The 23,946-nt window shown below is 68.7% G+C and carries 17 protein-coding genes and 2 pseudogenes; 8 read left to right on the plus strand and 11 right to left on the minus strand.

All coding sequences use genetic code 11. The features are described from left to right. Positions 1-25 precede the first annotated feature (25 nt). The 3 genes from ABZ128_RS09880 to ABZ128_RS09890 form a co-directional block, all read right to left on the minus strand. Positions 26-850 (minus strand): BTAD domain-containing putative transcriptional regulator, encoded by an 825-nt coding sequence (locus ABZ128_RS09880; RefSeq protein WP_356847258.1) that lies wholly within the window; start codon positions 848-850, stop codon positions 26-28. A 30-nt stretch (positions 851-880) separates the two neighbouring features. Then, positions 881-1,921, minus strand: a complete 1,041-nt coding sequence (locus ABZ128_RS09885; RefSeq protein WP_356847259.1) for a ferritin-like protein — start codon at positions 1,919-1,921, stop codon at positions 881-883. Between the two features lie 79 nt (positions 1,922-2,000). Continuing rightward, on the minus strand, positions 2,001-2,738 hold the full coding sequence (locus ABZ128_RS09890) for a BTAD domain-containing putative transcriptional regulator (RefSeq protein ID WP_356847261.1): 738 nt from the start codon (positions 2,736-2,738) through the stop codon (positions 2,001-2,003). Between the two features lie 552 nt (positions 2,739-3,290). Here ABZ128_RS09890 and ABZ128_RS09895 point away from each other — a divergent pair. Together ABZ128_RS09895 and ABZ128_RS09900 are read left to right on the plus strand one after the other, a co-directional pair. Further along, positions 3,291-4,169, plus strand: coding sequence for a hypothetical protein (locus ABZ128_RS09895; protein WP_356847262.1), 879 nt, complete (start codon positions 3,291-3,293; stop codon positions 4,167-4,169). A gap of 11 nt (positions 4,170-4,180) precedes the next feature. Beyond that, positions 4,181-4,498 carry a hypothetical protein gene (locus tag ABZ128_RS09900; RefSeq protein WP_356847264.1) on the plus strand — a complete coding sequence of 106 codons (318 nt, stop codon included), beginning with the start codon at positions 4,181-4,183 and terminating at the stop codon, positions 4,496-4,498. A 105-nt stretch (positions 4,499-4,603) separates the two neighbouring features. Here ABZ128_RS09900 and ABZ128_RS09905 read toward each other — a convergent pair whose 3' ends face one another. Both ABZ128_RS09905 and ABZ128_RS09910 read right to left on the minus strand, forming a co-directional pair. Next, complete coding sequence (locus tag ABZ128_RS09905) at positions 4,604-8,575, minus strand: hypothetical protein (RefSeq protein ID WP_356847266.1); 3,972 nt, start codon at positions 8,573-8,575, stop codon at positions 4,604-4,606. Next, on the minus strand, positions 8,572-11,505 hold the full coding sequence (locus ABZ128_RS09910; RefSeq protein ID WP_356847267.1) for a hypothetical protein: 2,934 nt from the start codon (positions 11,503-11,505) through the stop codon (positions 8,572-8,574). Before ABZ128_RS09910 ends, ABZ128_RS09905 begins: the two co-directional genes overlap by 4 nt. 503 nt (positions 11,506-12,008) lie before the next feature. Here ABZ128_RS09910 and ABZ128_RS09915 point away from each other — a divergent pair. The 3 genes from ABZ128_RS09915 to ABZ128_RS09925 are packed head-to-tail and all read left to right on the plus strand — an operon-like array spanning position 12,009 to position 14,320. Beyond that, complete coding sequence (locus ABZ128_RS09915; RefSeq protein ID WP_356847268.1) at positions 12,009-12,707, plus strand: hypothetical protein; 699 nt, start codon at positions 12,009-12,011, stop codon at positions 12,705-12,707. Between the two features lie 36 nt (positions 12,708-12,743). Next, positions 12,744-13,709: a hypothetical protein gene (locus ABZ128_RS09920; RefSeq protein WP_356847269.1), complete on the plus strand. Its 966-nt coding sequence runs from the start codon at positions 12,744-12,746 to the stop codon at positions 13,707-13,709. Between the two features lie 47 nt (positions 13,710-13,756). Continuing rightward, a complete protein-coding gene (locus ABZ128_RS09925; protein ID WP_356847270.1) occupies positions 13,757-14,320 on the plus strand; it encodes a hypothetical protein in 564 nt (187 codons plus the stop codon). Positions 14,321-14,418: 98 nt separating this feature from the next. On the opposite strand, the gene ABZ128_RS09930 is transcribed toward ABZ128_RS09925, so the two are convergent. After that, the gene (locus ABZ128_RS09930) at positions 14,419-15,498 is read right to left on the minus strand and encodes a HEAT repeat domain-containing protein (protein ID WP_356847272.1); all 1,080 of its coding nucleotides are present in this window, start codon (positions 15,496-15,498) and stop codon (positions 14,419-14,421) included. Positions 15,499-15,511: 13 nt separating this feature from the next. Beyond that, entirely contained in the window at positions 15,512-16,060 is a 549-nt protein-coding gene (locus tag ABZ128_RS09935) for a hypothetical protein (protein WP_356847273.1), read from the minus strand. A 1,033-nt stretch (positions 16,061-17,093) separates the two neighbouring features. On the opposite strand from ABZ128_RS09935, the gene ABZ128_RS09940 reads away from it, so the two are divergent. The 3 genes from ABZ128_RS09940 (at position 17,094) to fxsT (ending at position 21,101) form a co-directional block, all read left to right on the plus strand. Continuing rightward, a complete protein-coding gene (locus ABZ128_RS09940) occupies positions 17,094-17,639 on the plus strand; it encodes a hypothetical protein (RefSeq protein WP_356847275.1) in 546 nt (181 codons plus the stop codon). 124 nt (positions 17,640-17,763) lie between these two features. Then, positions 17,764-18,321 (plus strand): hypothetical protein, encoded by a 558-nt coding sequence (locus ABZ128_RS09945; protein ID WP_356847276.1) that lies wholly within the window; start codon positions 17,764-17,766, stop codon positions 18,319-18,321. 44 nt (positions 18,322-18,365) lie between these two features. Continuing rightward, a complete protein-coding gene (fxsT, locus tag ABZ128_RS09950; protein WP_356847277.1) occupies positions 18,366-21,101 on the plus strand; it encodes an FxSxx-COOH system tetratricopeptide repeat protein in 2,736 nt (911 codons plus the stop codon). Between the two features lie 7 nt (positions 21,102-21,108). Here fxsT and ABZ128_RS09955 read toward each other — a convergent pair whose 3' ends face one another. The 4 genes and pseudogenes from ABZ128_RS09955 to ABZ128_RS09970 all read right to left on the minus strand — a co-directional run bounded on the left by ABZ128_RS09955 (position 21,109) and on the right by ABZ128_RS09970 (position 23,861). After that, positions 21,109-21,486 (minus strand): hypothetical protein, encoded by a 378-nt coding sequence (locus tag ABZ128_RS09955; RefSeq protein WP_356847279.1) that lies wholly within the window; start codon positions 21,484-21,486, stop codon positions 21,109-21,111. A 125-nt stretch (positions 21,487-21,611) separates the two neighbouring features. After that, positions 21,612-21,889, minus strand: a pseudogene (locus ABZ128_RS09960) (transposase family protein); the annotation flags it as partial. Positions 21,890-21,921: 32 nt separating this feature from the next. After that, entirely contained in the window at positions 21,922-22,857 is a 936-nt protein-coding gene (locus ABZ128_RS09965; RefSeq protein WP_356847426.1) for a hypothetical protein, read from the minus strand. A 255-nt stretch (positions 22,858-23,112) separates the two neighbouring features. Further along, positions 23,113-23,861 (minus strand): annotated as a pseudogene (locus ABZ128_RS09970) (transposase family protein). Between the last annotated feature and the right edge of the window lie 85 nt (positions 23,862-23,946).

Here is a 23,946-nt window from a genome sequence, read left to right on the forward strand (position 1 = left end):
GGTGACCACTCCACGCCGGCCCTCTTCACGGAGGTCGCGGCCCGTCCGCTCCGACGACGGAGGCGGCACGGCGGGTCTGAAGCGTACGGCCGCGCTCATCACGAAGCGGGGAAGGCGTGTGCCGGCGTTCGCCGCCCGACTGGAGCAGGCGGGCGAACAGGGCCGAAGGCGGTACGCCCAACTCCTCGTGCAACAGGCGCTGGAAGGCGACGTAATGACGCACCGCCTCGTGCACGTTCCCTTCCGCCAGATGCGCGGCGACGACCGCTCGGTGCGCGCTTTCCCGCAACGGTTCCGTGCGCACGCTCGTCAGGGCGGTCTCAAGGGCGAGTGCGTGCTGACCTTCCCGGGCCAGGCCGTTGGCCAGCGCGTCGAGGGCGTGCAGGCGCAACTGCCGCAGCCGTTCCCGCTCCAGCAGCACCCAGTCCTCGTCCCAGCCGGGCAAAAGTTCCCCGTCGCCGAACAGGACCGCCGGCACCGCCTCCACGCCGGTCACCCCCGGTGCCCCCGGCGACCGCACCACGCGCAGCGCCGTATCGGCGAGCACGCGGGCGTCCACGGTCACGGAGTCGACGAGCGAGACCGTGTTCCTGCAGCAGATGACCAGTCTCCGGTCGCCATGCGGAAGCTTGCACAGTGCGCTGCGCAGGCTGCCCCTGGCACGCGCCTCGGTGGCCTCCGGCCACAGCGTTCCCGCGAGGACCGTCCGGCTGACGCACGAGCGCAGTCCCACGAGGGCCAGCAGGCGTTGCGCGTTCCCGGACAGGTTCACCGCCTCCGCGCCGTACGTCAGCCGGAACTGACCCAGCAGCCGCAGGTGGGGAGAGGAGGGTGATGTCGAGCGGTCCATCGTTCCTCTCACAAGGTGGATAGGGGCGCTTTACGGCGCCGTGTAGCGAAACTCCGGTCCGTAGTTCTTGCCGCCGCCGGGCACCACGCGATTCATCAGCTCCCGAGCCGGTGACCGCAGCGCGAACATCTTCTGCACGGCCTTGTCCAGAAGCGCCGTGGCTTCGTCCTCGTCCTCCTGCTGCCACGCCTGCTCCAGGAGCCTCAGTACCTCGCTGTAGGCGCGGTTGGACTTGTCGAGGAGGTCGATCACGTCGGCAGCGGCCCCGGTCCGTGGCCAACCCCCTGCGGGCACCTCTCCCATCGGGAGAACGGGCAGCTGCGGTGCCGGCGGGTCCGGGAAGTACTTCGCAAGGATCTCTCGGAAGGCGTAGTAATGGGGGAGCTCGCCCGAAGCCGCCGCCGCCTGGTTCGGGTACGGGTCCGGGGGCGGCGCGGACGTTCCCTCGCCCTGTTCCTTGATGACCCTGATGGCCGCCTTGACGGCGTCGAGCGTCTTGAGCTTCTCCAGGCTGTTCCCCGAGCCGTGGTGCGTCATGTCCCGGGTCACCTGCCGGTGGCCGGTGATCAGGCCCGGGTCGGCGCACAGGGCGTTCAGGATCGCGGTGTAGAAGGCTCCGATCGAGGTGTAGGGGGGATCGGCCGCCTGCGTGTCCGGATGGTCGGGTTCCTCAATGTTTGCGTACATCGCGACCGACTTCTTGGTAAGGCCGCTCAGGAACACCTTCAGTCCGGGCCGTACTCCGCCGGGCAGCGGGCCCGGGTAACGCGGAACCAGCGTCTCGTCGGCGAGACGAGGAGTACCGCCGACGGTGGTGAGCAGGTTGCAGGCGATACCGAGGTGCGACATCTCGTCGAAGACGATTTCACGCAGGGTGCGGGAGACCTGGCCGGCGTCCCCGCTCGTGCCGTTGATCGACCACAGGCCGCACAGGTACGGCGGGAGGGTGGCGAGTTCCAGAAGGACCGCCTGCTGCAGTGCCTTCCTCACCCACTCGGCGTCACGCTGTTCCGCGGGCTGCCGCATCAATTCGACGATTCGGTTGCTCTGGGCGTACTGAACGGCGTTCACCGCCACGCTCCTTCCGGACGAGACGAGCCCCCCGTCATCGATCGTCGTCCGACGCCGTCACCGCACCGTTATCGCGCCGTCATCGGCGCCGCGCCGCGCACCGCCATTCGAGTGGGATCATGCGCGCGAACTGGGGGGAGGGCTCGGTCCCGAGTTCCGCCCGGAGCAAGTGGCGGAAGGCCTCGTAGTGCCGGAGGGCTTCGACCAGATTGCCCTCGGCCAGGTGCGTCGAGACGATCGAACGGTGCGGGTCCTCGCGAAGCGGTTCGATGCGGATGCTCGCCAGCGCGGCCTCCAGGGCGAGGGCCGGCAGCCCTTGTCGCGCGAGCCTCTCGGAGAGCGTGTCGAGCGCGTGCAGGCGCAGCCCGCGCAACCATTCCCGTTCGAGGACGACCCAGTCCTCGTCCCAGTCGGGCAGCAGATCGCCCTGCTCCAGGAGGCCCATCAGCACAGGCTCGACACGCGGCGGCCCGCAGCCCCCGACCACGTCGAGCGCCGTCCGGGCGAGGTCGCGCGCGTCCACGGCGACACCGTCGGCGAGGGCGAGGGACTCCTGCGTGCAGCGGACGAGTCCTTGAGCGCGACACGGGAGTTTCCACAGCGCGGTCCGCAGGCTTCCCCGGGCGTGTGCCTCGGTCGATGCCGGCCACAGCGTCCGTGCGGCGACGCAGCGGGGGACCCGCCGCCGGAGTCCGACGAAGGCCAAGAGCCGCTGCGCGTTGCCGCACAAGGGCACGGGCTCGCCGCCGGACTCCAGACGGAACCGGTCGAGCAGCAGCAAGGTGGACTGTCGTGGAGGTGAGGGAGAGGGATTCATGTGCCGTCCCTGCGCTCAGGTCGCGAGACACCGGTCTCGGTTTCCACAGCCACATCATAGGGTGGGGGGCTGCCGCGAGCCCGCCATCGCGACCGGGTCTGCGCCCAACCGGCCTACGGAGAAGTCGAGGTGCGGGTGGTGGCACGGGAGAGCACGATGGTCAGTGGGGAGCAGAAGGGTGTGCTGGGAGGGGACGCCCGTTTGGAGCACTCCTCCTGACGCTGGAGCACTCCTCCTGACGCCCGGAAGGGATGGTGGGTCGTGATGAGTAAAGAGCCACGACACCAGACCCCGCGGCCGGATGAAGTCCGCAGGCCCACCCACCGGATGAGGCTTCCCGGTTTCGTCGACGGCGAGATCGGCCTCGGCGACGTGCTGAAGCACGCGACCCTGGCGATGGGTGTCAGGCCGTGTCGCAGCTGCGAGGAACGGGCCAGAAGGCTGAACCAATGGATGACTTTCACGGGCCGGCGAGGCGGCGACACAGACTGAGCCGGTGGAGCGCGTGCGCGCTCCGCCCGCGGCCGCCCGCCGGAGTTCAGGAGCTTCTCCATGGATGCCGAAGACATCAAGACCCCCACAGCAGGACCGGCAACCCCGGCTCGGTGCCCATGCGAAACCGAGCGTGACGAGCAGTCCGAACGGCCCGCGCCCCCGCCGCCATCCTTCGTCTACGCGATCGGCAGGCTCGACTTCCGATTTCGCGACCCCGGCGTGGAGAACGAGCTGGCGCAGAGCATGAGGCGCACGGATACGGAATGGATGACGGACCGCGAGGCGCTCTGTGAAGTGCTCAACCAACCGGAAAACCGCTACCTGACGCGGCAACTGTGCTACGTGTTCTCCATACAAGGCGTGGACACCTACGTCCTGGTCCCACGGGACCCGGCCGACTTCGCCCTGCTGGCCGAAGCCATCCGGCCCTCGCACCAGGCGGACGCCCTCGACGTGGTCATCGGGGTACGGGGCGGGGTCGCGCCCCCGAGCCACTGCGGCGGGCTCCAGCTGCCCGTCGTCACCGTGGACCAGCTCTACTCCGCCTCCATCCCCTACCTCATACAGGCCATCGACCGACCCGAGTCCATGGACGTGGAGCAGTTCGAGAAGGCGGCGGGGGACCTGCTGCACACGGTCATGAACGTGTCGGGGAACGTGGGCGCGTCGGACGGGGACCGGGCGCTCAACTACCTGATGGTCCGCTATCCCGCCATCTACCGGAAGACGTTCGAGCGGTTCATGGACGACTACTCCCTCACGTCGATCGACGTCCGGCGCTCCAACCTGGGAGGACCCAGGCGGATCATGGACGTCGTCTTCACCTACGCCAGCCGTAAGACGGACGAGGTGGAGAAGTACTTCGTCCCGGTCGAGGTGGGCTACCTGTTCCCGTTCCGCACCGGCCCGCTGAGCGGCTTCTACGACCACGACTGAGGAGGTTTCCGGTGTCTGTCAAACAGACGATCCCGGGGTTCCGTTACGAGATGCCGAAGTGCGGCGAGAACTGGCCGACCGGCATGGCGGAAGCGTTCTGCCCGCGGGAATGCGACGTCGAGTGCTCACAGCACTGCAAGGACGAGTGGAACCCGGCGCAATGCAGGAAGCAGTGCCAGAAGATGTGCATGAACGAGTGCCTCTTCGTGCCGTGCTGCACGAAGGCAGCGATCTGCGACGACGGCAAGAGGCTCGAACGCGAGTCCTGCAAGTACAGCTATTACGGAGGTATGGAGACCTCGGAGTGGGTGGCCACGGGCTACTGCTAGGGGCGGCCATCGACGAACCCTGCTGATGCGTGTTGTGGGGTGCCGGGCGGAGAACCTCCGCCCGGCACCCCACACGCATCAGCAGAAGCGTGAACGAGGCGAGGGTCAGACAGTAAAGGTGTCAAGGTAGGACACCCGCTGGATCACCCCTCGCGCGCCGCTGCGGATCTCCTCGACCTCCTGGACCAGCAGCCGCTGCGGACGCCCCTCCGACGGAGCGGCAAGCAGCCTCAGCGTGCCCTCCCACGTCCCGATGGGACCGGTCACCGACGTGAGGGCCAGCGTCACCGTGGCCTCGGGGGTGCCGACCGTGGACCATTGCGCGGGGTCGTCGATCGAGCTGAGGCCCCGGATCTGGACCCCTACCGTCATGCGCGTGGTCATGCCGGCCGCGCCCGCCGGAGGCAGCGGGCCGGTGACGGTCACGGTCGCGTCCTTGCCCACGACGGACACCGACGCCTGGCGGCGGGCCGGAAGCTGGACGAATCCCGCGTCGACTCCGGCGGAGAGCCGCAGGTCCTGCGGCGAGAGCAGCGCGTTCCGCTGCAGGCGGGCCACCCGCAGCCGTACGAAGGGCTGGTAGACGTTCTGGGCCTGGAACCGCACGTCCGCGTACCAGAGGCGACGTCGCTCGTCGTACTTCACGGGGTAGCCCATGGCGTGGCCCTGGGGCACGGTCTCATCGACGGCGCCGAGCAGGTCGACCGGCCGGGGGTAGCCGATGAGCGGTGCGGAGCCGGGCTGGCGGATGGGGTCGCGGCCCCACATGGTGGCCCACTTCGCCGAGGCGCCGTCGGGTTGCTCGCTCGGCCCGAGGACGCGGACGGCCAGCATCTCGCCCTCGCCCGACGCGTACCAGGGCCGTTGGAGATAAACCCGGACCACACCGTCGAGCCGCGTGCTGGTCAGCTTCGTACCGACCGTCCCGCGCTCCCACTGGAAGGCGGGCACCACCGAATGCACCGCGGGCGCCGGCGGCCGCGTGCTCGCCGGAACGTGGCGGGTGACGGTGGTCCCGGCCCGGGTCACCGGAGGAACGGTGAACTCGATCAGGACCTCCGCGCCGTCCGGGATGCCACTGGCGTCGCGGCGCGCGACGGTACCGTGCGCGTCGTCCACGACGAAGTCACGGCCGAAGGTGTACGTCGGCCCGGGATCGGCGGGCGTACCGGAGGACGTGACCGGGGCCACGGAGGCCCGTACGACGACCGTGCCCGGCACGAACGCGGCAGCAACCGACGCCGACTGCGTGCCCACGAGCCGCACCTTGCGCGACTGGGTGAAGTACGAGACGAACCTCGACACGCCCACCGGGGTGAAACGGATCGCGCGGTGGCGGGTGTCCCCCAGGTCGTGGCGCGCCTCGAACGGCACGGTCACGGTGCCCGCCCGCTCGGCAGGGTCGTCCTCGTCGTACGTCACGGGACGGTGGGCCCGGTCAGCGCGTACCGCCTCGTCGCCCTGGTGCAGGACCGCTCGCGCGGGTGTCTCGGCCGGCTTCTCCTGCGTCGGGTCGTCGATGTACTCGGTCCACTCCGCCTCTGTGTGCACGGACAGGGTGGACGCCTCGTGGAGGGTCATCCCGGGGTCGTCGAGGACGTAGACGGTCTCGCCGGGGCCACGCTTGACGCTCGCCCGCACGAACTCGGGACCGACGACCGGACAGCGGACGGCGTGGATCAGGCGCAGCTCCGTCGTGGGCGTGAGCTGGGCGAGCAGTCCGGCGGCGATCCGGGCGCGCAGCTCGTCGAGCTCGTCCTCCGATCGGCCGTCGGATTCGGCGTACCAGCGCCACAGCGCCAGCAGGTCCTCGTCGCCCCGGTTCAGCATGCTGCTCAGCATCGCGGTATGGGTGGCGGCCGGTGGCACCGTCACGCGGATCACCCGGGCCGCCAAGTCCACGACGGGCACCTGCTGTGCGGCTCCGATGGCGCCGGGCACCACGACGAGCCGCAGCGGCAGTCGCTCGTGCCATCCACTGCCCTGCGGCCAGGAGGCCAGGAGCTCCGGCATCCCGGGCAGGCCGTGCAGGGCTGCTCCCCTCGACAGGGGGTCGGGCGGCCATGGCAGCTGCACGGTGTCGGCGTCCTTGTACGGCGTTCCGCCGGCGCCCGGGTCCGGCGTGCCCCCGACCGCCCCGGAGTCGAGGCGGCTGAGCAGCGCGTACACCGCAGGATCGAGGCGGTGCTCGCGGGCCACGTCGAGGACACCGTGGCGTTCCAGCAGTTGCACGCTGGCCTTGGGAGCCAGCAGGTGCCGGTCGCAGGTGGGGCCGGGCGCGGGGGCCGCGGCGTTCGAGTTGTCGGTACGGACGACGAGCACCGTCAAGGACTCTCCGGGGGTGACCGGACGCCGGGGCACGAGCACGGGCGCGGGCACGGGTTCGTAGCGCGAGTAGCGCAGCGGGGTGCTGGCCGGTTCGCCGGCCGTCGGCCGGGACGTGAAGGGCACGCTGCGGCCCGCGAGGTCGACCAGACGGGCTCGGAAGCGGTACGTACGGCCGTACCGCAGGGACGGCAGGGTGCCCGGTGTGGGCCGCACCGTCGAGGAGAACGGGAGGGTGGCATCGAGTGCGGGGCCCGGCTCCTGGAGCTGGTCCGACGTGTCGATCATCTTGCCGGTCAGCTCGGCCACGATGCTCCAGCCGCTCCAGCGGAACAGGTACTGGTGCAGGCGCAACACCGTATTTCCGTGGGCGTCGACGCCCCCGGTCAGGGCGTCGCAGACCGTGCCCTCGTCGTCGATGGGCAGCGCTCCGCTGTACCCGCGCACGCTGTACTGGCCGGTGCGCCGGCACAGGGGGTACCAGCGGCCGGAGGCCTGGTCGAAGACGTCCACCCGGTAGCCCTGGAGCACGTTGTCCGCGTGCAGGGTGATCGCTTCGCCGGGTTTGGCCGCCTGCTCCAGGTCCTTGTCCATGTCGACGGCCTTCTTCAGCTGTTCGCGGAAGCCGATCTGACGGTCGCTCTCGACCACGGCAATCCCGTCGGAGCGCAGGGCAGGCGCCAGCAGGCGCGGAGCCTCACGGTCGCGCGGCAGGCCGGCGAGCATGGCGGCGTACGTCTGAAGGCCGAGGGCCGCCGCGTCGACGTCGACGTCGAGGACCTCGTACGTGTCGGTGTCGTCGAGCGGCAGGTACAGCGCGGCCTGGGTTCCGTTGCTCCGTGCCAGGAGGAGGCGGCCCTGCCGCAGGACGCAGCGGGTGAAGGGCTGGTCGACTCTGACGGACGGATGCTCCAGCGGCACCGCCTGGATGTCGGTCGGTTTTCCCTCCACCAGGTTGGGCGGCAGCGGCACCGTCACCCGCCGTATCAGCCCGAGCCGCTCCATCAGTCCGGGATGGTCGGCCAGTGCCGCGAGGAGACCGTGGAAGTCCCGCTCGGGAGTCTTGAGCGCCGGGCCGCCCGCCTCCTGGTCCTCGTCGCCCTCCTGGAGGGCGAACGGTTCGTGGAAGCCGGCCAGACGCATCCAGCCGTGAGGGTCGTCCTGGAAGTCGTCGGGCAGCACCCCCTGCCGGATCAACGCCGCGTGGGCGTCGGCCGTCCGCGCCGGATCGTCCGCGCCGACCAGACGTATGAGACGGTCGACCGCGGTCCATCCGTCCGTACCACCCGGCAGGTCCCCACCTTGTGTCCGTGCGGGCAGGACCTCGGGGTACGGGCTGTCCGAGAGGGGGAACATGCGGCCGTACTCCTCGCGGAGGGAACGCGACACGCGTTGGGCAGGGTAGGACTGCAACGGCTGCGTGGCCACGGTGCGGTCGAAGACGAAGGGCCTGACCTTGGACGCGGCGAAGAGGGTTCCCCACAGTGCGGGCTGGGCGACCGGCTCGACGGTGGCCTGCCTGGTCGTCGAAGCCCCGCTCTCGGACCGGAACCTGACACTCAACTTGAAGGAGAAGTCGGGCCAGGACCTGGCGTTGGGAAATGCCGTCAGCGGAACGAGCTCCCCGGCTGCCACGGCCGGTGCATCGAAGAGCTGCAGGCCGAACACGAGCGTAAGGTGGGCCAGCCCGTCGGCGGTGGCCGGAGCCGTGGGGTCCGGCAGCAGGGTCCACACCACGGTCTCCAAGGTCATGACTCCTCCATCGGGGCGAAAGCGGCACAGCGGTCCCGCCACGGCTGGGAGGTGGGGAACGCCTGGCCGAACGACGGATCGTCGCCGCCGGAGAAGGTGCGTTCCAGCTTCATCGTCACCGACTCCGAGAAGAAGGCGACACGGACCCGGACGGTCACGAAGGCCACCCCGTACAGCGTCTTGGGCGCGCGGAACACGAGGCCGAGGTAGAACTCGACCGAGATGTTGATGATGCCGAGGACGTCGAGTTCGCCGTAGGCCCGCAGGAAGCCGCCGACGGACGAGACACCCCTGTCCAGCTTGACGTACACGCTGGCGGTCACGCTGACGGAGCCGCTCGCGACACCGAGGTTCAGCGCCACGGCTGCACCGAAGTCCACTTGGCCCTCCAGCCTGACGACCTCGCCGGTGCTGACGGTCACGGCCAGGAAGCCGCCACCGCCGAACACAGAAGCGGTGACGAGGAAGGGGTGCTCGCGCGAGGAAACCGCGAACGTCGCCTCGACGGGGGTTCCGTCGAAAGGCAGGTGCACCGACGCCGACAGGGCCAGGTTCTGCAGGAGGAACACGCCGAGGCCCACGCTGGGCACCGCAAGGGTGTATCCGACGTCGATCCCAGCGGTGTCGACGTTGATCCGCGGACCGTTGGCCACCGACGGCAGGTACTCGCGCAGCCGGTCGAGGAACTTCAGCTGGCCGGAGAACCCCACCCTGCCGACCTTGACGTCCAGCGCGGTCGTGGTGCCGGGCTTGCTGGTGAACGCCATGCGCTGGAACTCGACGTCGAGCACGTCCGCGAACGACAGCGTGAAGTGGCTGAGCTCCCCGCGGACCTCCGTGACCGGTGGCCCGCTCTGGCCGAGGTTCATCAGCGTGACACAGCGCAGGTCCAACTGCGTTTTGTCCGTCGTCCTGAGCGGTCCCTCCTGGGTGGGACGGAGCTTGGGGTGCCAGGTGAGGGTGGTCTCCACCGCGTGGGGTGGTCTCTCGGGCTGCCGCAGCACCTTGGTGAGCATGCGGGGGACGTCCGTGCCGTCGCCCGCCCCGGCCGGCGGCACGGAGACGGGCGGCACCAGCTTGGTCAGGTCGACGAAACCGAGGAGCCTGGTCGGGAACACCGGCGCGTGGGGTGGGGCCGGGGGCGGGGGCGGTGTGAAGAAGCTGGCGGGGGCGAACGTCCCGCTCTTGAGTTTCTCCAGGTCGCCGCCGATCAGACCGGTGGCGCTCGACAGCCCCGTGACCGGCAGGTCCAGCTTGGCGATGCCGCCGGACGCGGTGACCGGCGGGGCCAGGGGGACCTGGTTCTTCAGCCGGGCGTAGACCTGGCGGGTGGCCGCCAGACCCTGCTGCACGTACTTCTGGTCGAGCAGCAGGGTGTGAACGGCCGACCTGATCTCGTCGTCCGCCTCCGCCTCCGCCTCCACCTGCGCCACGCCGCGCGGGACCAGGGCGTCCAGGGCGGGGATCCGTGCGTCCACGGAGACCAGCTCGGGGAGCGCCGCCAGCCGGCCGGCCTCCTCCAGGGCTGCCTGGGAGGCGCTCGACCTCACCGCTTTGATGCGGAGGGTCGCGACGTCCACCGTGGTCGATTCCGGGTCGGGTCCGGTCGCGGGCGCCAGTTCAAGGCTCCCGGAGGCGGGCAGGTCGATGTTCTCCGCCTGACGGTTGAAGGCGTCCAGCGCCGCGGTGAGATCACCGTGGGCCCTGTCCCCCTTCACGAAGACCAGCGGCGCCGTGAAGGCGATCGGGTGTCCGCGCCGGTCCTCGGCCGTCAGACTGAACCGCAGCCGCCCGTCGGACGCCCCAGGTCCTCGTACCCAGAACCCGACGTCCGTCAGCGGGTCCGTGGTGTCGATGACGTCGGCCGTGAGCGGCCCGTTGAGCCGTACGCGCGTGAACGGGAAGCCGCGGCCCCCGTTGGGGAGGGCGGCGACGTCCTGGTAGGTGAGCTCGGGCAGCAGCACGGTCAGGACGCTCGACCGGACGAGACCGTGATCGAGCCGCCGCTCGGTCTGGGTGGTGATCAGCGCGGGGAATCCGAAGGGCAGCAGGTAGCCGCGCTTGAGCACGTTCACGGTGGTGTCCCGGCCGCCGGCGGACTCGTGGTGGTACATGAGCACGCTGACGCTCGCCAGCCCCAGCCAGTTACCCGTGAGGTCGACGTTCGCCCCGAGCGGGGTGAAGGTCAGGTTCTTGGCCAGTGCGGGCCTGCGTGCCATCGACGCTCCGATGTCGCGGCGATCCGTCGGGGAGAGGGAACTCATGAACCCCTCGGTGTCGTTGACGACCTCCGTCGGCTTGACCGGCACCGGCAGCCGGGAGGGGGTCCCGGCCGGACCGGACCCGTCGGGCCGGACGCCGAGGCGCGTGTGCCAGATCCCGACCGCGCCGGACGCGCCGGCGACCGGCTCCGCAGCGTGCAGCCACACCGCCTGCGACGGCGTCGCGGGAGCGAGCCCGAGCCCCCACACGCATTCCAGCCGCGCTGAGTCCGTCTGCAGTCCCGCCCAGTCCAGCAGGCCCGCGGCGGTGAGCGGGATCGTCGTTCCGGGCGCCACTCGCAACGTCAGGTCGCTCGGTCCGGCGAACCAAGCCCTCTTCACCGCGGTCGACGGGCTCCCCAGCGGGGTGGCCTCCTCAAGCATCGCCTGGGGCGGCATGCGGACGAAGAGGAAACCCGGTTCGGTGGCGGTCTTCGTCACCAGCCGCTGCTGGGCGCCCGAACCGGTGCGCAGCAGGCCCCGGAACCTGAACTCGATGAGGAGCATGTCCTCGCGGCGCAGCAGCGTGACGACGAAGCCGTCCATGTCCATGTCGGCCGCACGAGCGGCCTCGTCGAACTGTTCGAGCGTCTCGAACCCGGACGCGACGAGGCCCACGCCGGGGTCCGTCTCCGGCGGAGGCAGATCAGGGTCTTCATGCAAGGTCATGTCCGTTCCCCTCAGAAGATCGCGAGGACACGGCGCGACGGACGCGCACCGCGCGCCACGGATGCCTCGCACGTTAGGAGGGGAGCGTCATCCCACCGTCATCGCGAAACGCCCGCGGCGGTGTCGGCGGCACGGTCACGTCCCTGACGCAGCCACCGGGTGGCGACGCGGTGCGGTGCCTGCGTCACGCCCGCGTCATCGCGTCGTCAGCGCCCCGTGCAGTGCCGGTGAGCAAGCGGGGGCAGTCCTTTGGGCACCGCGACGGAACAGCACCGGAGCCGAGTAGGGCGAGCCGGGAGAACAGAGTTGCGGGCCAAAACCGCAGAACTGAGACTGATGGCGGACGCGCCCGACACGGTCCTCGGCCGTGTCCCGTCCCGCGAGCCTCCCGGTGACTCCATCCGGCACTTCGAGGCGACCCGAGCCCTTTGGCGCCGACGGCGCGCTCGTGACCGAGGGTCTTCCCCTCGCATACGCATCCACCTCCACAGGAGTTGGTGACGGTGAACCAGTACACCGACCCGCCCGCCGAGTCCTTCGAGACGCTGCTGCTCAAGGCCCACCCGGAAACGGCGCTCATCCACGAACTCGCCTCCCGGCTGAGGACGCTCCCCCTGCCCATCGCGGACTGGGACGACCTCGTCGGCAAACTGCAGCGCGAACCCATCCCCGAGCTGCTTCAGGTGCCGACCCCGAACACGCCGTGCCTTCCCGACGAGCTCTTCCCGATCCGCGACGAGGCCGACCTGGCGGTCAAGCTCACGGCCACGATCCGGACCTTCCTCCGCCAGGCCCAGGCGGGTGCCGGCTCCCCTGCGCGACTCGCCCTGCCGCTCCACAAGCGCCTGGCCACCCTCGCCGACGAGGCCGCCACGGGCACCAGCCGGGGGAGCGGAGTCTTCGACGACGGCGGGCTGCTCGGGGCGGAGCAGGCACTCACCAAGGAGACCCGATCCGTTTGGGTCGTCACGCTCGTCCTCCATGACTGCGACACCGGGCAGCTGCTGCCCTGGTCCTGGCTCACCGACTGGAGCGTCACGTACTTGTTCGATGCCAATGCGCAGTTCATCGCCGTGATCGACGGGATGTGGACGAGCTACGCCGTCCTCGTGATGCGCGAGGGATACATCAACCGGAGGTTCGTCCTGGACAGCGCCACCATGGCCGGCACGACGCAGCACATCTGCCTCAACCGGGCCTGACGACGCGCGTCGCGCAGAGGCAGAGGAGGCAGAACCATGGCAGTGCGCATCACCATCGAAATGTTCTCGGGACGCCCGAACCCCTCGTGGGAGATCAACGACCCCGAGCATGTCAAGGAGCTCCGGGAACGCCTGGGACGCAACCCCGCGGCCCGCGGACCAGTCGGCAGCGGCTACACAGGACTCGGCTTCGACGGCATACAAGTGGACTTCACCGAGGGCGACGCCCCGGCCGGCCTACCCGCCGGTTTCGAACTGGCCGGAGGCGGAGCGAAGGACTTCCGCGCGAGCGCGGAACTGGCGCAGGCTCTGGTGGAGACGATCCCGCGGGACCTCGCGGAGGGCGGGGGCATCGCCGTCGGCGACACCTCGTACGCGGAACTCATGCTGGAGACGGCCCGCGGGGAGATCGAGCGGACCCTGAACGCGGGAACCCAGGGCGGGGCCTACAGGTCATCCAAGGCTCAGCAGGAGTCCGAGCTCCCCGACGGGTGGAAAGCGCAGATGCAGGCGCTGGTGGAGAGGGCACCCTCGTGTTACATCGACACCGAGCCGTGGTCCCCGTACTACTGGAACCACCCCAACATCCAGCCCTACAACAACTGCTACGCCTACGGCGTGGCCTACAGATCGGACACGTTCGCGTGGCCCGGCCGCGCACACAACTACACCATCCCCAGCAGCATGCTGGGATACCAGGTCGCCGTGGGCCTCTACAAGGACGGGCTCGTGCAGTTCGGCTACCCCTGCCAGTCGGGGTCCAGACGCTTCCTCCTGGCCCTGTGCACGGGTGTCTATCCCTCGACACTGGTCCGCGATTTCCACTTCTACCGGTTCCACCCAGAAACAGGGTATTGGTCGCACAAACATGCGGGAAACTCGGCGCGATATGTCGACGAATCCGGCTATGTGATCAGGGACCCCGGTGTCTGCGACAAAGGCATCTACACCGAGGTGTACGACTACCTGTTCCAGTCGAACGACTCGGTCAGGATCCGTTAGGCGCACACCGGCCGGGGCCCTGCGCGTCATGAACAGGTGAATCTCCCATGACCACCACCCATCCCGAAGTCTCCGCGCCGTTCCGCATCGTCGGACCCGACATGCCCGGAGAGCCGGCGGACGAGCGCGAGAAGTTCGCCCGTATCACCGTGGTGTACCCCGACGAGGACGCGGAAGCCGCCCGGCGGGCGTTTTTGCTGAGCAAGCTCCATTTGGTGAGGACTCACCCGGGAGACATCGACGACCGCGAGCGCATGGTGTCCGCCCTGGCCGATCGGCTCGGGCTCGACCTACAGGGCGAGGAGGAAGCGGCGGGCGGGGGCGTCGGCTACGGCTTCTTCTACAACGAGGGATTCAGGCGGGCCTTTGCGACGGGCACCTCCCTGGGCTGGGAGGTCATCTGCCCGGATCTGCCCGGCGGCAACGTCGACGACCACCTGCACCTGACGGCCATGAACCGGGCGGCCCTCGGGCCCGACGCATTCGTCTCCTACCACGGGCAGACGGCGCCGCGTTTCAGGGTGTACGACTGGGCGAGGCCGCCACGCCTTGGCAGCTCGACCTGCCGTGGTCGTTCATGGGCCCCTACCTCAGGAAGCGCGGTGTGCTGATCGCCGCTGGGAGCCCTTTTTGCTCGGACAATGTCGAAGCGTTTGCTCGGACAATGTCGAAGCGATAGCCTCTCGCATTCGTGCGGTAGCGACCTTGTTCATTCTTCGGCGTACGGCGGTTTGTCGTGGTGCTGCTCCAGGGGCTGTACGAAGGTATTGCTCGGGTCGCCCTCGGGGCGTCGTTCGGGCACGCGCTTGGGGACCGCAGCGGTACGAGTGGAACGACCGAAGACCTCGACCCCCTTTTCGGATACAAGACCGCGGATGCGGCCGGCGGGAGCGCCTGGGCGGTGGACGGCGTACAGGTCTGCGGACAGACCGGCGTCAGCCGTGTGTTCCATCGTGCCGGCGTACACCGGTTCACCGGTGGTCCGGGTCACCCGCAGGGCAACACCGTTCGCAGAGGGCTGGTAGAGGATGAGAAGAGCGACGCCCAGAGTGCCGTTCTCCAGAGTGCCGTTCTGCGGATTCGGGCTCACGACGTAGCCGAGCACTGCGGGAGCAGACAGCAGACGTTTTTGGCTCTGGGCATCCAGAAGGTCGCGACGGAGAACAAGGTGGGTAGGTTGCTTCCCGCAGGTGATGTCCAGAACGACGTGGGACTCCGCAGAGACTTCGGGCGCCCAGTCGCGCACCGCCGCGAGAGTGACGGATGCACGCGTCGCGCCGGTCTCAGTCGACACGAAGGGCTCACCGGCCGAACCCGGGTCGGACAGCAGAGCGAGCGGTGTCGGCTCTTCTTGCCCCCGCAGCCCGAACCGGTGTGCGATCAGCGCCCGGGCAAACCTGGCCCGGCTGACCACCACCGGGCTCGTCTCAGGGGCATCGGCGAGCCCCGCGACCTTCCCTGTGTCTGACGGTTCGCCCAGCCGCCCCAGGGCCGTGAGTGCAGCCAGGACGACCTGCTCACCCGGATCGCGCACGTTGCGAGCCGCTGTGACGGCGCGTGTGGGTGCCGTCCTGGCGAGGGTACTGAGGGCGGCACCGCGGACAGCGTCGGCAACGTCGCTGGAGGCCACGGCATCCTCCAAGAGGTCGTCACGTCCCGGCAGCTCGACTGCGACATTCGACAGGACGCTCATGGCCTCCTCTGCGGTCATCGCCGCGGCGGCGCCCCGTAGCGCGGCTGCCAGAGCATCGCGCTGCAACTGCGTGGGAGGGATGTCGAGATACAGCATGACGGTCAGCTCCTCACGGCAGGCTCGTGAAGCAGTGCTGGGCCATTTGGGCGCCTTGAGCGAAGGTGAGGACAGGGAGACCGCTCGGGCCGCCGGACGACACGGTGTAGTACATCAAGTTGGTCGGATCGCTGTAATCGTCATGGAGACCCAGATAGTGCCCGATCTCGTGTGGCATGGCGACGTTGGTACCGGCTCCGATGAGCTCCACGACCGAGCCGGTCATAGACGGGTACGTCAGGTACTTGTTGCACGGGCCGGGGACTGGTGAGAGGCCGGCTGTCGAAGTCGCATACCCCTTCACGAGGAAGACGTCGACGGATCTACCGGGGATCGTGTAGTCGGACGTCAACCACGTCGCTTCCGCGTCGCTGTCGATGTATGCATATCCTTGGGCATCGGCCACCGAGATCGAGTAGGCGTCGAAGCCGAAGATGTCGAACCCGACCTGCCAATACGTTTGGCGGGTTGCCCAGCAGGCCGCGTTGACCACTGCCTTGTCAGTGTCGGTGAAATTCTCCCACCCGACGTAGATGAGATTGACGGCGACGTGAGGCATCATGCCTCCCTCTATGGGAACTGCACATCTGTGCGAAACGTGCGACTGCCGCGCTGTTCAGCAGAATGGCCAGCCCCCGACACGTCGAGCTGCTGCCGCACCGTCAATTCGGGTAATGCTTGGGGGATGTGTTCTTGCTTTCAGATTCCAACCGGAGGCGCCTTGATGTCAACTGCTCAGCGTTCACCGTACTGAGCGTCTCCCGGTATGCCGGAGAGTAGCCGACGGTAGGGCCGCGAGCCTGAACTTCCCGGCACCCCCATGCGCGTCCAGCGGACTTCGTGAGATGGCCGAGCATGGACGGAGTGCTTTGCCGCCCGACCCACCCGCTCACCGATGACGGAGGGGTGACGCGCGCTGGCTACCGTCAGCACCAGACGGAGCATGCGGAAGAAGGAATCCAGACGGGCCCGCGCGCCACGGAAGGTGAACTGCCACAGGCGCTCGCCGACGTGCTGGCGGCCCTGAATGCAGGGCAGAGCGCGACTCGATGGCCCGGCCCGCACCCGGCAGGACGCTGCGCAGGGCGGATTCCGCCGGTCCAGGGGCCGCCCAACGGCTTCGGTTGTGAGAGGAGCCCGATTCTCTCCCACGCCGCTCCGGTATCGACTTCACGGCCGGACCCCGGCCGGACGTGCTGTATGAGGGTCGGCCGGACAGCGAAGACGTACGGCTGCGGGGCCCGCCGTCGGGCACCTCGACCGGTCTCTCGCCGCCGACGACACCGATGCCGCGACCGGTCCTCCTCTCGCCGTGATGTTGGAGAACGGTGAATGCCACACGCTGCTGCTCCAGCAGGTCCTCGCCGAACCGGCTTGGGCGAAGAGCCTGTCGGACGAGGACCGGCGCGGCCCGACTGCGCTGTTCTGGTCGAACATCAACCTCTACGGCACGTTCCGCCTGGATATGGACAAGCGGCTCGACCTGTCTCAGAAGTCGTTTCTGTGGGTGACTGGGTGCCGGGCATCATGGTCGTCAGCGGGAGCCGATGGCGCGAGGACGGGTGCGGCAGGTGTCTGGAGGCGTACAAGCGGCTTTGACCGAGCTGTGGCAGCAGCACTGGCCCGACTGTCCTCCGGTCGGGTACAAGCTCCGCGACCCGTACCGGGACCTCTGGGTGCGCTTCCACAGCCTGCCGGGGTCGAAGCGGTACGCAGAGGACGAGAGCGAATACGCCGTCCTCCTGGAGCGGTACAACACCGTCCTCGATGAGTTGTTCGCCGGTGGGGATGTCTACGTGATCACCCCGGCTTGGGCGGCCGAAGCCGAGGTTCCGCCATGCCGGCCTGACGCCGGCTACTGGCAGAGTTTGCTGGTGGAGGACGATCCCGACCCGGAGTTCCGTACCTACTGCCACCTCTTCGCCGCCCACCGGCCCTGGCGATACGGCTGCCTCGACGATGTGCTTCGTGACATCGCGGACGACAAGGTGGCGGGAGTCCTCGTCACCGACACTCAGATGCGCCGCATCTACCACCCCTACGACGGTGGCGCCGATGTCTTCCTTGCTACGCCCGAGGAACGGGATCGGACGCGCGATAGGCATGCCGATTGGCTTTCCAGCCACCCGTCGGGTCTCTGACGGGACGGGCTCACCACTCCGCCCATGCGAAACGATGTCTTGGTAGACGCGGACGCGGATGCGGCGCTTGGCAAGCTCGGGTTGTAGCGCAGCCGGGCGTTGCGATAGCGCGAAGGACCGGTCCATGCGGCCGCGCCCGCAGTATGCTGCCCATGCCGGAACGGGCGTTTTCACCCTTTACTCGGGGCACGGGGGCGGCATGTTGGATCAGGCGTTGATTTCCCTGGCTTCGGCGGCCGGGGTAGCGGTGGCACAGGCGGCCGGCACGGATGCCTGGCAGAGCTTCCGGGAGCGGGTGGCCCGCGTCTTCGGCCGTGGCCCTGCGCCAGAGGCGGCCCAGGAAGCAGCGCTGGACAGGCTGGACCGTACGGCAACCGAGCTGGAGAGCGCCGACGCTGGCGCGGCCGAGCGGGTACGGGACGCCGCAGTGGCCGCTTGGCAGACCCGTTTCCAGGACTTGATGGAGGACTTGGACGAGGACAGCCGTGAACAGGCCGCCGCCCAGCTGCGTGAGATGGTGGCGCTGGCCTCGCAGGCCAACAGCGGTGTCTCGGCCGCGGACGAGGGCATCGCCATCGGCCGCGACGTGTACATCCAGGCCCAGCACCATGGAGCGGCCGCCGTGAAGATGGGCGACGTGACCATCGGAAACCCTCCCTCGCCGGGCCCGGACAAGAACTGACCGCGCCCGGCGCCAACCCCGCTTCGCACATCACCGCGCAAAAGTTGATCCTTGCGCAGCACCACTCGATCTCCGCCGATCGCATCAACCGGGTCGAATATCACGCCGCGCCGCGCCCCCCGGTGGTCTGGCCGGTGCGAGGGGGCGCCGTGCCGACCCTGGCCTCCGCCTTCCAGCCCCGCCCAGGCCTGCGTGGCTGGATCGACCAGGCCTGGGCCGAGCACACCTCGGTTGTGCTCTCCGGCGGCGGCGGGGTGGGCAAGTCTCAGCTGGCCGGCGTCTGCGCCCACCAGGCTCTGGCCGATGGCACCGAGGTGGTGGTGTGGGTGAACGCCGCCGAGCTGGCGCAGGTCGTCACCGGCTACGCTGCCGCCGCGCTCCGCGTACAGGCGGACGGCGCACTGGGGCAGGACGCCGAGAACGATGCGCGCGCCTTTCGGGACTGGCTGGCCGTCACCTCGCGCTCTTGGCTGATCGTGCTCGATGACGTCACCGACATGGAGAGCATCGAACCGTGGTGGCCGCCGTCCTCGCCTACCGGAGGCGGCCGGGTACTGGCCACTACCCGGCGCCGGGACGCGTTGCTGTCGGGGGGCGGCCGGGCGGTCATCGAAGTCGAGACCTACACCCCGGCCGAAGCCATCGCCTACCTGCGCAACCGGTTCTCCGACGCGCACATGGACCATCTGCTGGATTCACCGGCCCCGGACCTGCTGCGCGAGCTGGGGCACTTGCCGCTTGCTCTGTCACACGCAGCTGCCTACATGATCAACGAGGACGTGCCCTGCGAGCACTATCTCCAGCTGTTCACCGACCAGCGTTCCCGCCTGGAGTCGCTGCTGCCCCCGGGGGCTGATACCGAGGGCTATGGCCGGCCGGTAGCCGCAGCCCTGCTGCTGTCCCTGGACGCTGTCCAGCGCCGTGACCCGGTGGGCCTGGCCACACCGGCCCTCTGGCTGGCCGCCCACCTTGACCCGGCCGGACACCCCTTGATTCTGTGGGCCGAAGCCGCTGTCACCGACTACCTGGCAGCCCACCGCACCCCACCCCCCGCACCCTCGGAGCAGGCCGAGGTCTTCGCGCAACAGGCCGGGGCAGCACTGCGGCTGCTGCACCATTACAGCCTGATCACCTGCGACTCCCGGGACGACGCGCGCGCGGTGCGCATCCACGCACTGACCGCTCGCGCTGCCCGCGAAAGCGCCCCCGCACCCGCGCTCGCCGCAGCCGCGACGGCGGCCGCAGACGCCCTGGCCGCGATCTGGCCCGAAAAGGACCACACCGATCGCGACCTTGCTGCCGTACTTCGGGCCAACACCGACACCCTGGCTGCCGTGGCCGGCCGCCCGCTGCGGCAGCCCGACCTCCACCCGGTCCTGTACAGAGCGGGGCAAAGTCTCTTGGACGCAGGCGCGTACGCCACCGCGGTCATCCACTGGCAGCGGCTTGCCGTTGACGCCGAGCGGCTGTTGGGCGACGAGCATCCCAGCACCGTGGTTACCCGCGGCTTCCTGGCCCAGGCTTACCGGCGGGCGTGGCGCGTGGAGGAAGCGGTCACCTTGGCGGAGCAGGTTGCCGCCGACGCCCAGCGGCTGCTCGGCGAGGAACAACCCCATACCGTGACCGCCCGCAGCACCCTGGCCGACTGCTACTCGACGGCGGGGCGTGCCAGGGACGCGGTTGTCCTTGGAGAGCAGGTTGCCGCCGACGCCGAGCGGCTCTGGGGGGAGGACGCCCTGGGCATCGTTGATACCCATGCCAACCTGGCCTTTCGCTACCTGGGGATGGGGCGCGCCCGGGATGCGATTGCTCTTGGGGAGCGGGTCGCCGCCGCGCGTGAGCGGCTGCTGGGTGAGGATGATCCAGGCACCGTGTCCATCCGCCGCATCCTGGCCATCGCGTACCAGTCTGTGGGGCGCACCAAAAAAGCGGTCGCCTTGATGGAGCGCGTTGCCCTCGACCACGAGCGGCTGCTGGGCGGGGACCATCCCGACACCCTGGCCGCCAACGACGGCCTGGCTAACTCCTACTGGGGGGTGGGGCGCGCCGAGGAAGCCGTCACCCTGGGGGAGCGGGCCCTTGCTGATTCTGAGCGTGTATTGGGCGGGGACAATCCCGAGACCATTGCGGCCCGCGCCAACCTGGCCGCCGCCTACCAGGATGTGGGGCGCTCCGATGAAGCCATCACCCTGATGGAGCGGGCCGTAGCTGACGCTGAGCGTGTAGTGGGGCCCCACCATCCGCTCACTCTCACAGCCCGGGACAACCAGGCTGCCCTCTACCGGCAGGTGGGGCGCGCCGAAGAAGCCATCCCCCTTTTGGAGCGAGGCATCGCCGACACGGAGCGGCGGTTGGGCGAGGACCATCCCCGTGCCATCGCGGCCCGCGAGGACTTGGCCGTCTCATACATGAGGGTGGGGCGCTCCGAGGAAGCCATCCCCCTGTTGGAGCGAGTCGCCGCCGCGCGCGAGCGGCTCCGGGGCGAGGCCCATGCCGACACCATCAGGTCCCGCACTCTCCTGGCAGCCGCCTACTCGAATGCAGGGCGCAGCGAGGAAGCGATCACGTTGGGGGAACGGGTCGCTGCCGACGCCGAGCGAATACTGGGGCCCAGCCACCCCGACACGTCCGGGGCCCGCTTCGTCCTGGCTGTCAGCTATCGGAAGGCGTGGCGCATCGGGGACATGATCACTGTTTTAGGACGGATCGTCGTCTCCGCCACCCGGGCGCGGGTGAACAAGCTGCGCGTACGGATTCGCGCGCGGAAGCCACGATCGTGATGGCTATTCAGAAGACGCGGTTCGGCGCGACCCCCGACCGTCCTTGCCGACCGTAGGCGGTCCCGGACGGGGCCCGCGCGAGGCTGGCTGGGCGGGGGTCTTCCCTTTGCCGGAGGAATACTGAGGAGGCTTCGAGGCGCTCCGGCCATGCCTCCCCGCGGAGGCGTCGGGCGATGTCGATGTCGTCCTGCAGTGCGCTGAAACGGGGATACGGCTCGCGGGTGGGGTCGAGGAGGCAGACGTGGAGCTTGTCGCCTGCGTGGGGTGGCGCGACGCTCTCGTCCCACCAGGACGGGTGCTTCACCTGGTCGATGAACCCGAATGTGCCGTCAGACCCGTCCACTTCGACCTTTGAACCGAAGGGGGCGACAGCGACGATCGTCACGTCAAGTTCCTCGTGCTGATGGAATCTCAACGAAGCGTAGCGGTTGGCATAGAGCTGGCTTGGCTGGTCACGTCCGTAACCTTGCGAATCGGAGCGGACCGAAGGCACGGGTTCAGTGAGCTCTTTCAGCGTTGCCGCTCCAGGGTGAGGACGGCGGCGGCGATTGACGACATTCGATTCGGGCTGCATCGGGCTTTGCGGAAGATCCGCCAGGGCTTGATCCGTGCGATGCCGCGTTCAACCGGTGCTCGTGCCGCCGAGAGCGCGCAGTTGACGGTTCGCTGGGTGGGTGTGAGGCCACCGCCCGTGGGCGTCTGAGGGGTGTCGTCACCCATGGGCTGGCTCCCATGTAGGCGCGGTCGGCGAGGACCGGGATGCCCTGGCGTTCGCAGATCCGGATGATCCAAGAGCGGGCCGTTCCACCCGAGTAACCATCTATGCAGTTCCGGGAAATCCTACCCCAAGGTGTACTTGCGCCCAGATGGCCGATTCTCCAGAACTGTTCACGCAGAACCAGAGTGTGCCCTGGCCCTGATTGTCCACAACAGCCGTAAGCTCTCCGATACGACCGCTCTTCGGGAGGGGGCATGGATTCTCGCCCTTGATGAAGAAATGACCTTCGGGTGCTGCAAGTCCAAAGCGAGGGCCCATGTCAATCCCTCTGGGAAGGAGCCGGATTTGCGCGGATTTCTGTGATTCGAAAACTCCGCCGTTATCCAACTGGGAGGCTCCGAAAACGCCAGGACCGGATTCGCCCTCGCCGACGACGCCAATGCCGTCCTCTTCCCCAAATCCGTGCAAGCCGGGGCTACCGATCCCTTGCACGCCGAAAGCTCGATCGGCGCCCACCCCCTGGATGCCTCCGTTTTCGCCCTTCCCACGAACGCCGATTCCTTGCGAGCGTCCGCAAACACCCGAGCGATCAAGGGTTTCCCATGTGGGGTCAGGTGATGTTTCTTGGGAGTACCCCAAAATGCCCATCGATCCGCGGCCGGAGACGCCGATCGCATTGGTGCCCCCTGCCCCGAGAACGCCAGCGCGCACCCGCCGCTCTTCCTTTCTGTTGCGATCTGCAGAGTGCACGTACCCCACAACCCCATTGAGGCCCTGCCCTACGATGCCATTTCCTGCTGATTGGAGGCCGGCGGCACCGCCCGAAGTGAATTCGACGGAGCCCGTCGCATGGATTCCGTCTACGCCGTTGCTGAATTTCTGAAGCAGGATGTTCTCGGTCTCCACCGATAGAACGAAATCCGTCTGGTAGCCGTCGGGATCCCCGTTGATGGCCATGAGCAGCGTCCGCTCCTCACTTTTATTGGTTCGGCCGACCGTCAGATCCTCGCCAGCCTCATCCGCTCCCAAGCTTCCCATCGAAAACCTCCTCAGTTCCTATTGCTGACGCGCGCACTGTGCATCTCACTCAGAGACAACACCCCGAGCTACCTGCAGTTAGGTTGCTGGCCCTAGCGTCCGTTGGGAGCGCCCAGATCGCATGACGAATGGTCCGAACGGAGTCCACCGAGCATGGGACCGCACTTGCACCGACTATTTGGCCAGGCACGGCGCGGGCTGACTGCGAACTGCGGGGGCGCAGGCGGCCACGCCCCGCCCTCTCACCGAGCGTTTTCAGCGTTGCCCCTCCAGGGTGAGGATGGCTTTGGCGATGACGGTCATGCGGTTCGGGCTGATGCGGGATCGGCGGAAGATCTGCCAAGACTTCAGCCGTGCCATGCCGCGTTCGACCGCTGCCCGGGCTGCGGCCAGGGCCCGGTTGACGGTGCGCTGGGTGAGGGTGAGTTCGCCGCCCGGTGGCCGTTTGAGTCCAGTGGTGACCCAGGGGCCTGCGCCGGTGTAGGCACGGTCGGCGAGTACAGGGACGCCCTGGCGTTCGCAGGTCCGGATGATGCGATGGGTGCGGGCTGCGGTCAGATCGTGGGTGCGACCCGGCAGGGCGGGTGAGATCCACAGCAGCTCGCCGGCCGGATCCGTGAGGACCTGGACGTTCACGCCGTGCCGGCGGTGCTTGGCCGAGTAGTCCGCCCGGCTGTCACCGACGCGGTCGCACTCGGAGAGAGTGCCGTCCAGGAGAACGAAGTCCGGATCGTGCTCGCGCAGCGTCTTGAGCAGGCCAGGGTTCGTTCGGCGAGCAGGCCGGTCACGCTGGTGACGTACGCGTGGACGGTGCCGACGGATATCCCGAACCCGGCCGCGATCCGGGCGAGGGTGTCGTGGCGGCGCAGGTACACCAGAGCGACGAGCGCACGCTGGTGCGGCGGGAGTCTGCACCGTCGGTCACCCTCGCTGGTGACGATGAGCATGGTGACCCACTCGACCAGGGCGTGAGGGAGGTCGAGTGCGGCAGGATAGGGAACCAAAAGGGCTCCTGTGCCGGTGGGTTGAGACGTCGAACACCTCTCTCAACGGCACGGGGGCTTTGTGCGTTGCGGCCCTCACCTCGAC

The organism is Streptomyces sp. NPDC006326 (assembly GCF_040612915.1).
GTDB lineage: Bacteria > Actinomycetota > Actinomycetes > Streptomycetales > Streptomycetaceae > Streptomyces.

Bases quoted from the DNA above. Each gene is read 5' to 3' on its own strand.
- ABZ128_RS09880 (WP_356847258.1), bottom strand. From the start codon at position 850: ATGGACCGCTCGACATCACCCTCCTCTCCCCACCTGCGGCTGCTGGGT.
- ABZ128_RS09905 (WP_356847266.1), bottom strand. From the start codon at position 8,575: ATGACCTTGGAGACCGTGGTGTGGACCCTGCTGCCGGACCCCACGGCT.
- ABZ128_RS09890 (WP_356847261.1), bottom strand. From the start codon at position 2,738: ATGAATCCCTCTCCCTCACCTCCACGACAGTCCACCTTGCTGCTGCTC.
- ABZ128_RS09965 (WP_356847426.1), bottom strand. From the start codon at position 22,857: ATGGGAAGCTTGGGAGCGGATGAGGCTGGCGAGGATCTGACGGTCGGC.
- ABZ128_RS09935 (WP_356847273.1), bottom strand. From the start codon at position 16,060: ATGATGCCTCACGTCGCCGTCAATCTCATCTACGTCGGGTGGGAGAAT.
- ABZ128_RS09895 (WP_356847262.1), top strand. From the start codon at position 3,291: ATGGATGCCGAAGACATCAAGACCCCCACAGCAGGACCGGCAACCCCG.
- ABZ128_RS09945 (WP_356847276.1), top strand. From the start codon at position 17,764: ATGCGGCCGCGCCCGCAGTATGCTGCCCATGCCGGAACGGGCGTTTTC.
- ABZ128_RS09930 (WP_356847272.1), bottom strand. From the start codon at position 15,498: ATGCTGTATCTCGACATCCCTCCCACGCAGTTGCAGCGCGATGCTCTG.
- ABZ128_RS09920 (WP_356847269.1), top strand. From the start codon at position 12,744: ATGGCAGTGCGCATCACCATCGAAATGTTCTCGGGACGCCCGAACCCC.
- ABZ128_RS09925 (WP_356847270.1), top strand. From the start codon at position 13,757: ATGACCACCACCCATCCCGAAGTCTCCGCGCCGTTCCGCATCGTCGGA.
- ABZ128_RS09910 (WP_356847267.1), bottom strand. From the start codon at position 11,505: ATGACCTTGCATGAAGACCCTGATCTGCCTCCGCCGGAGACGGACCCC.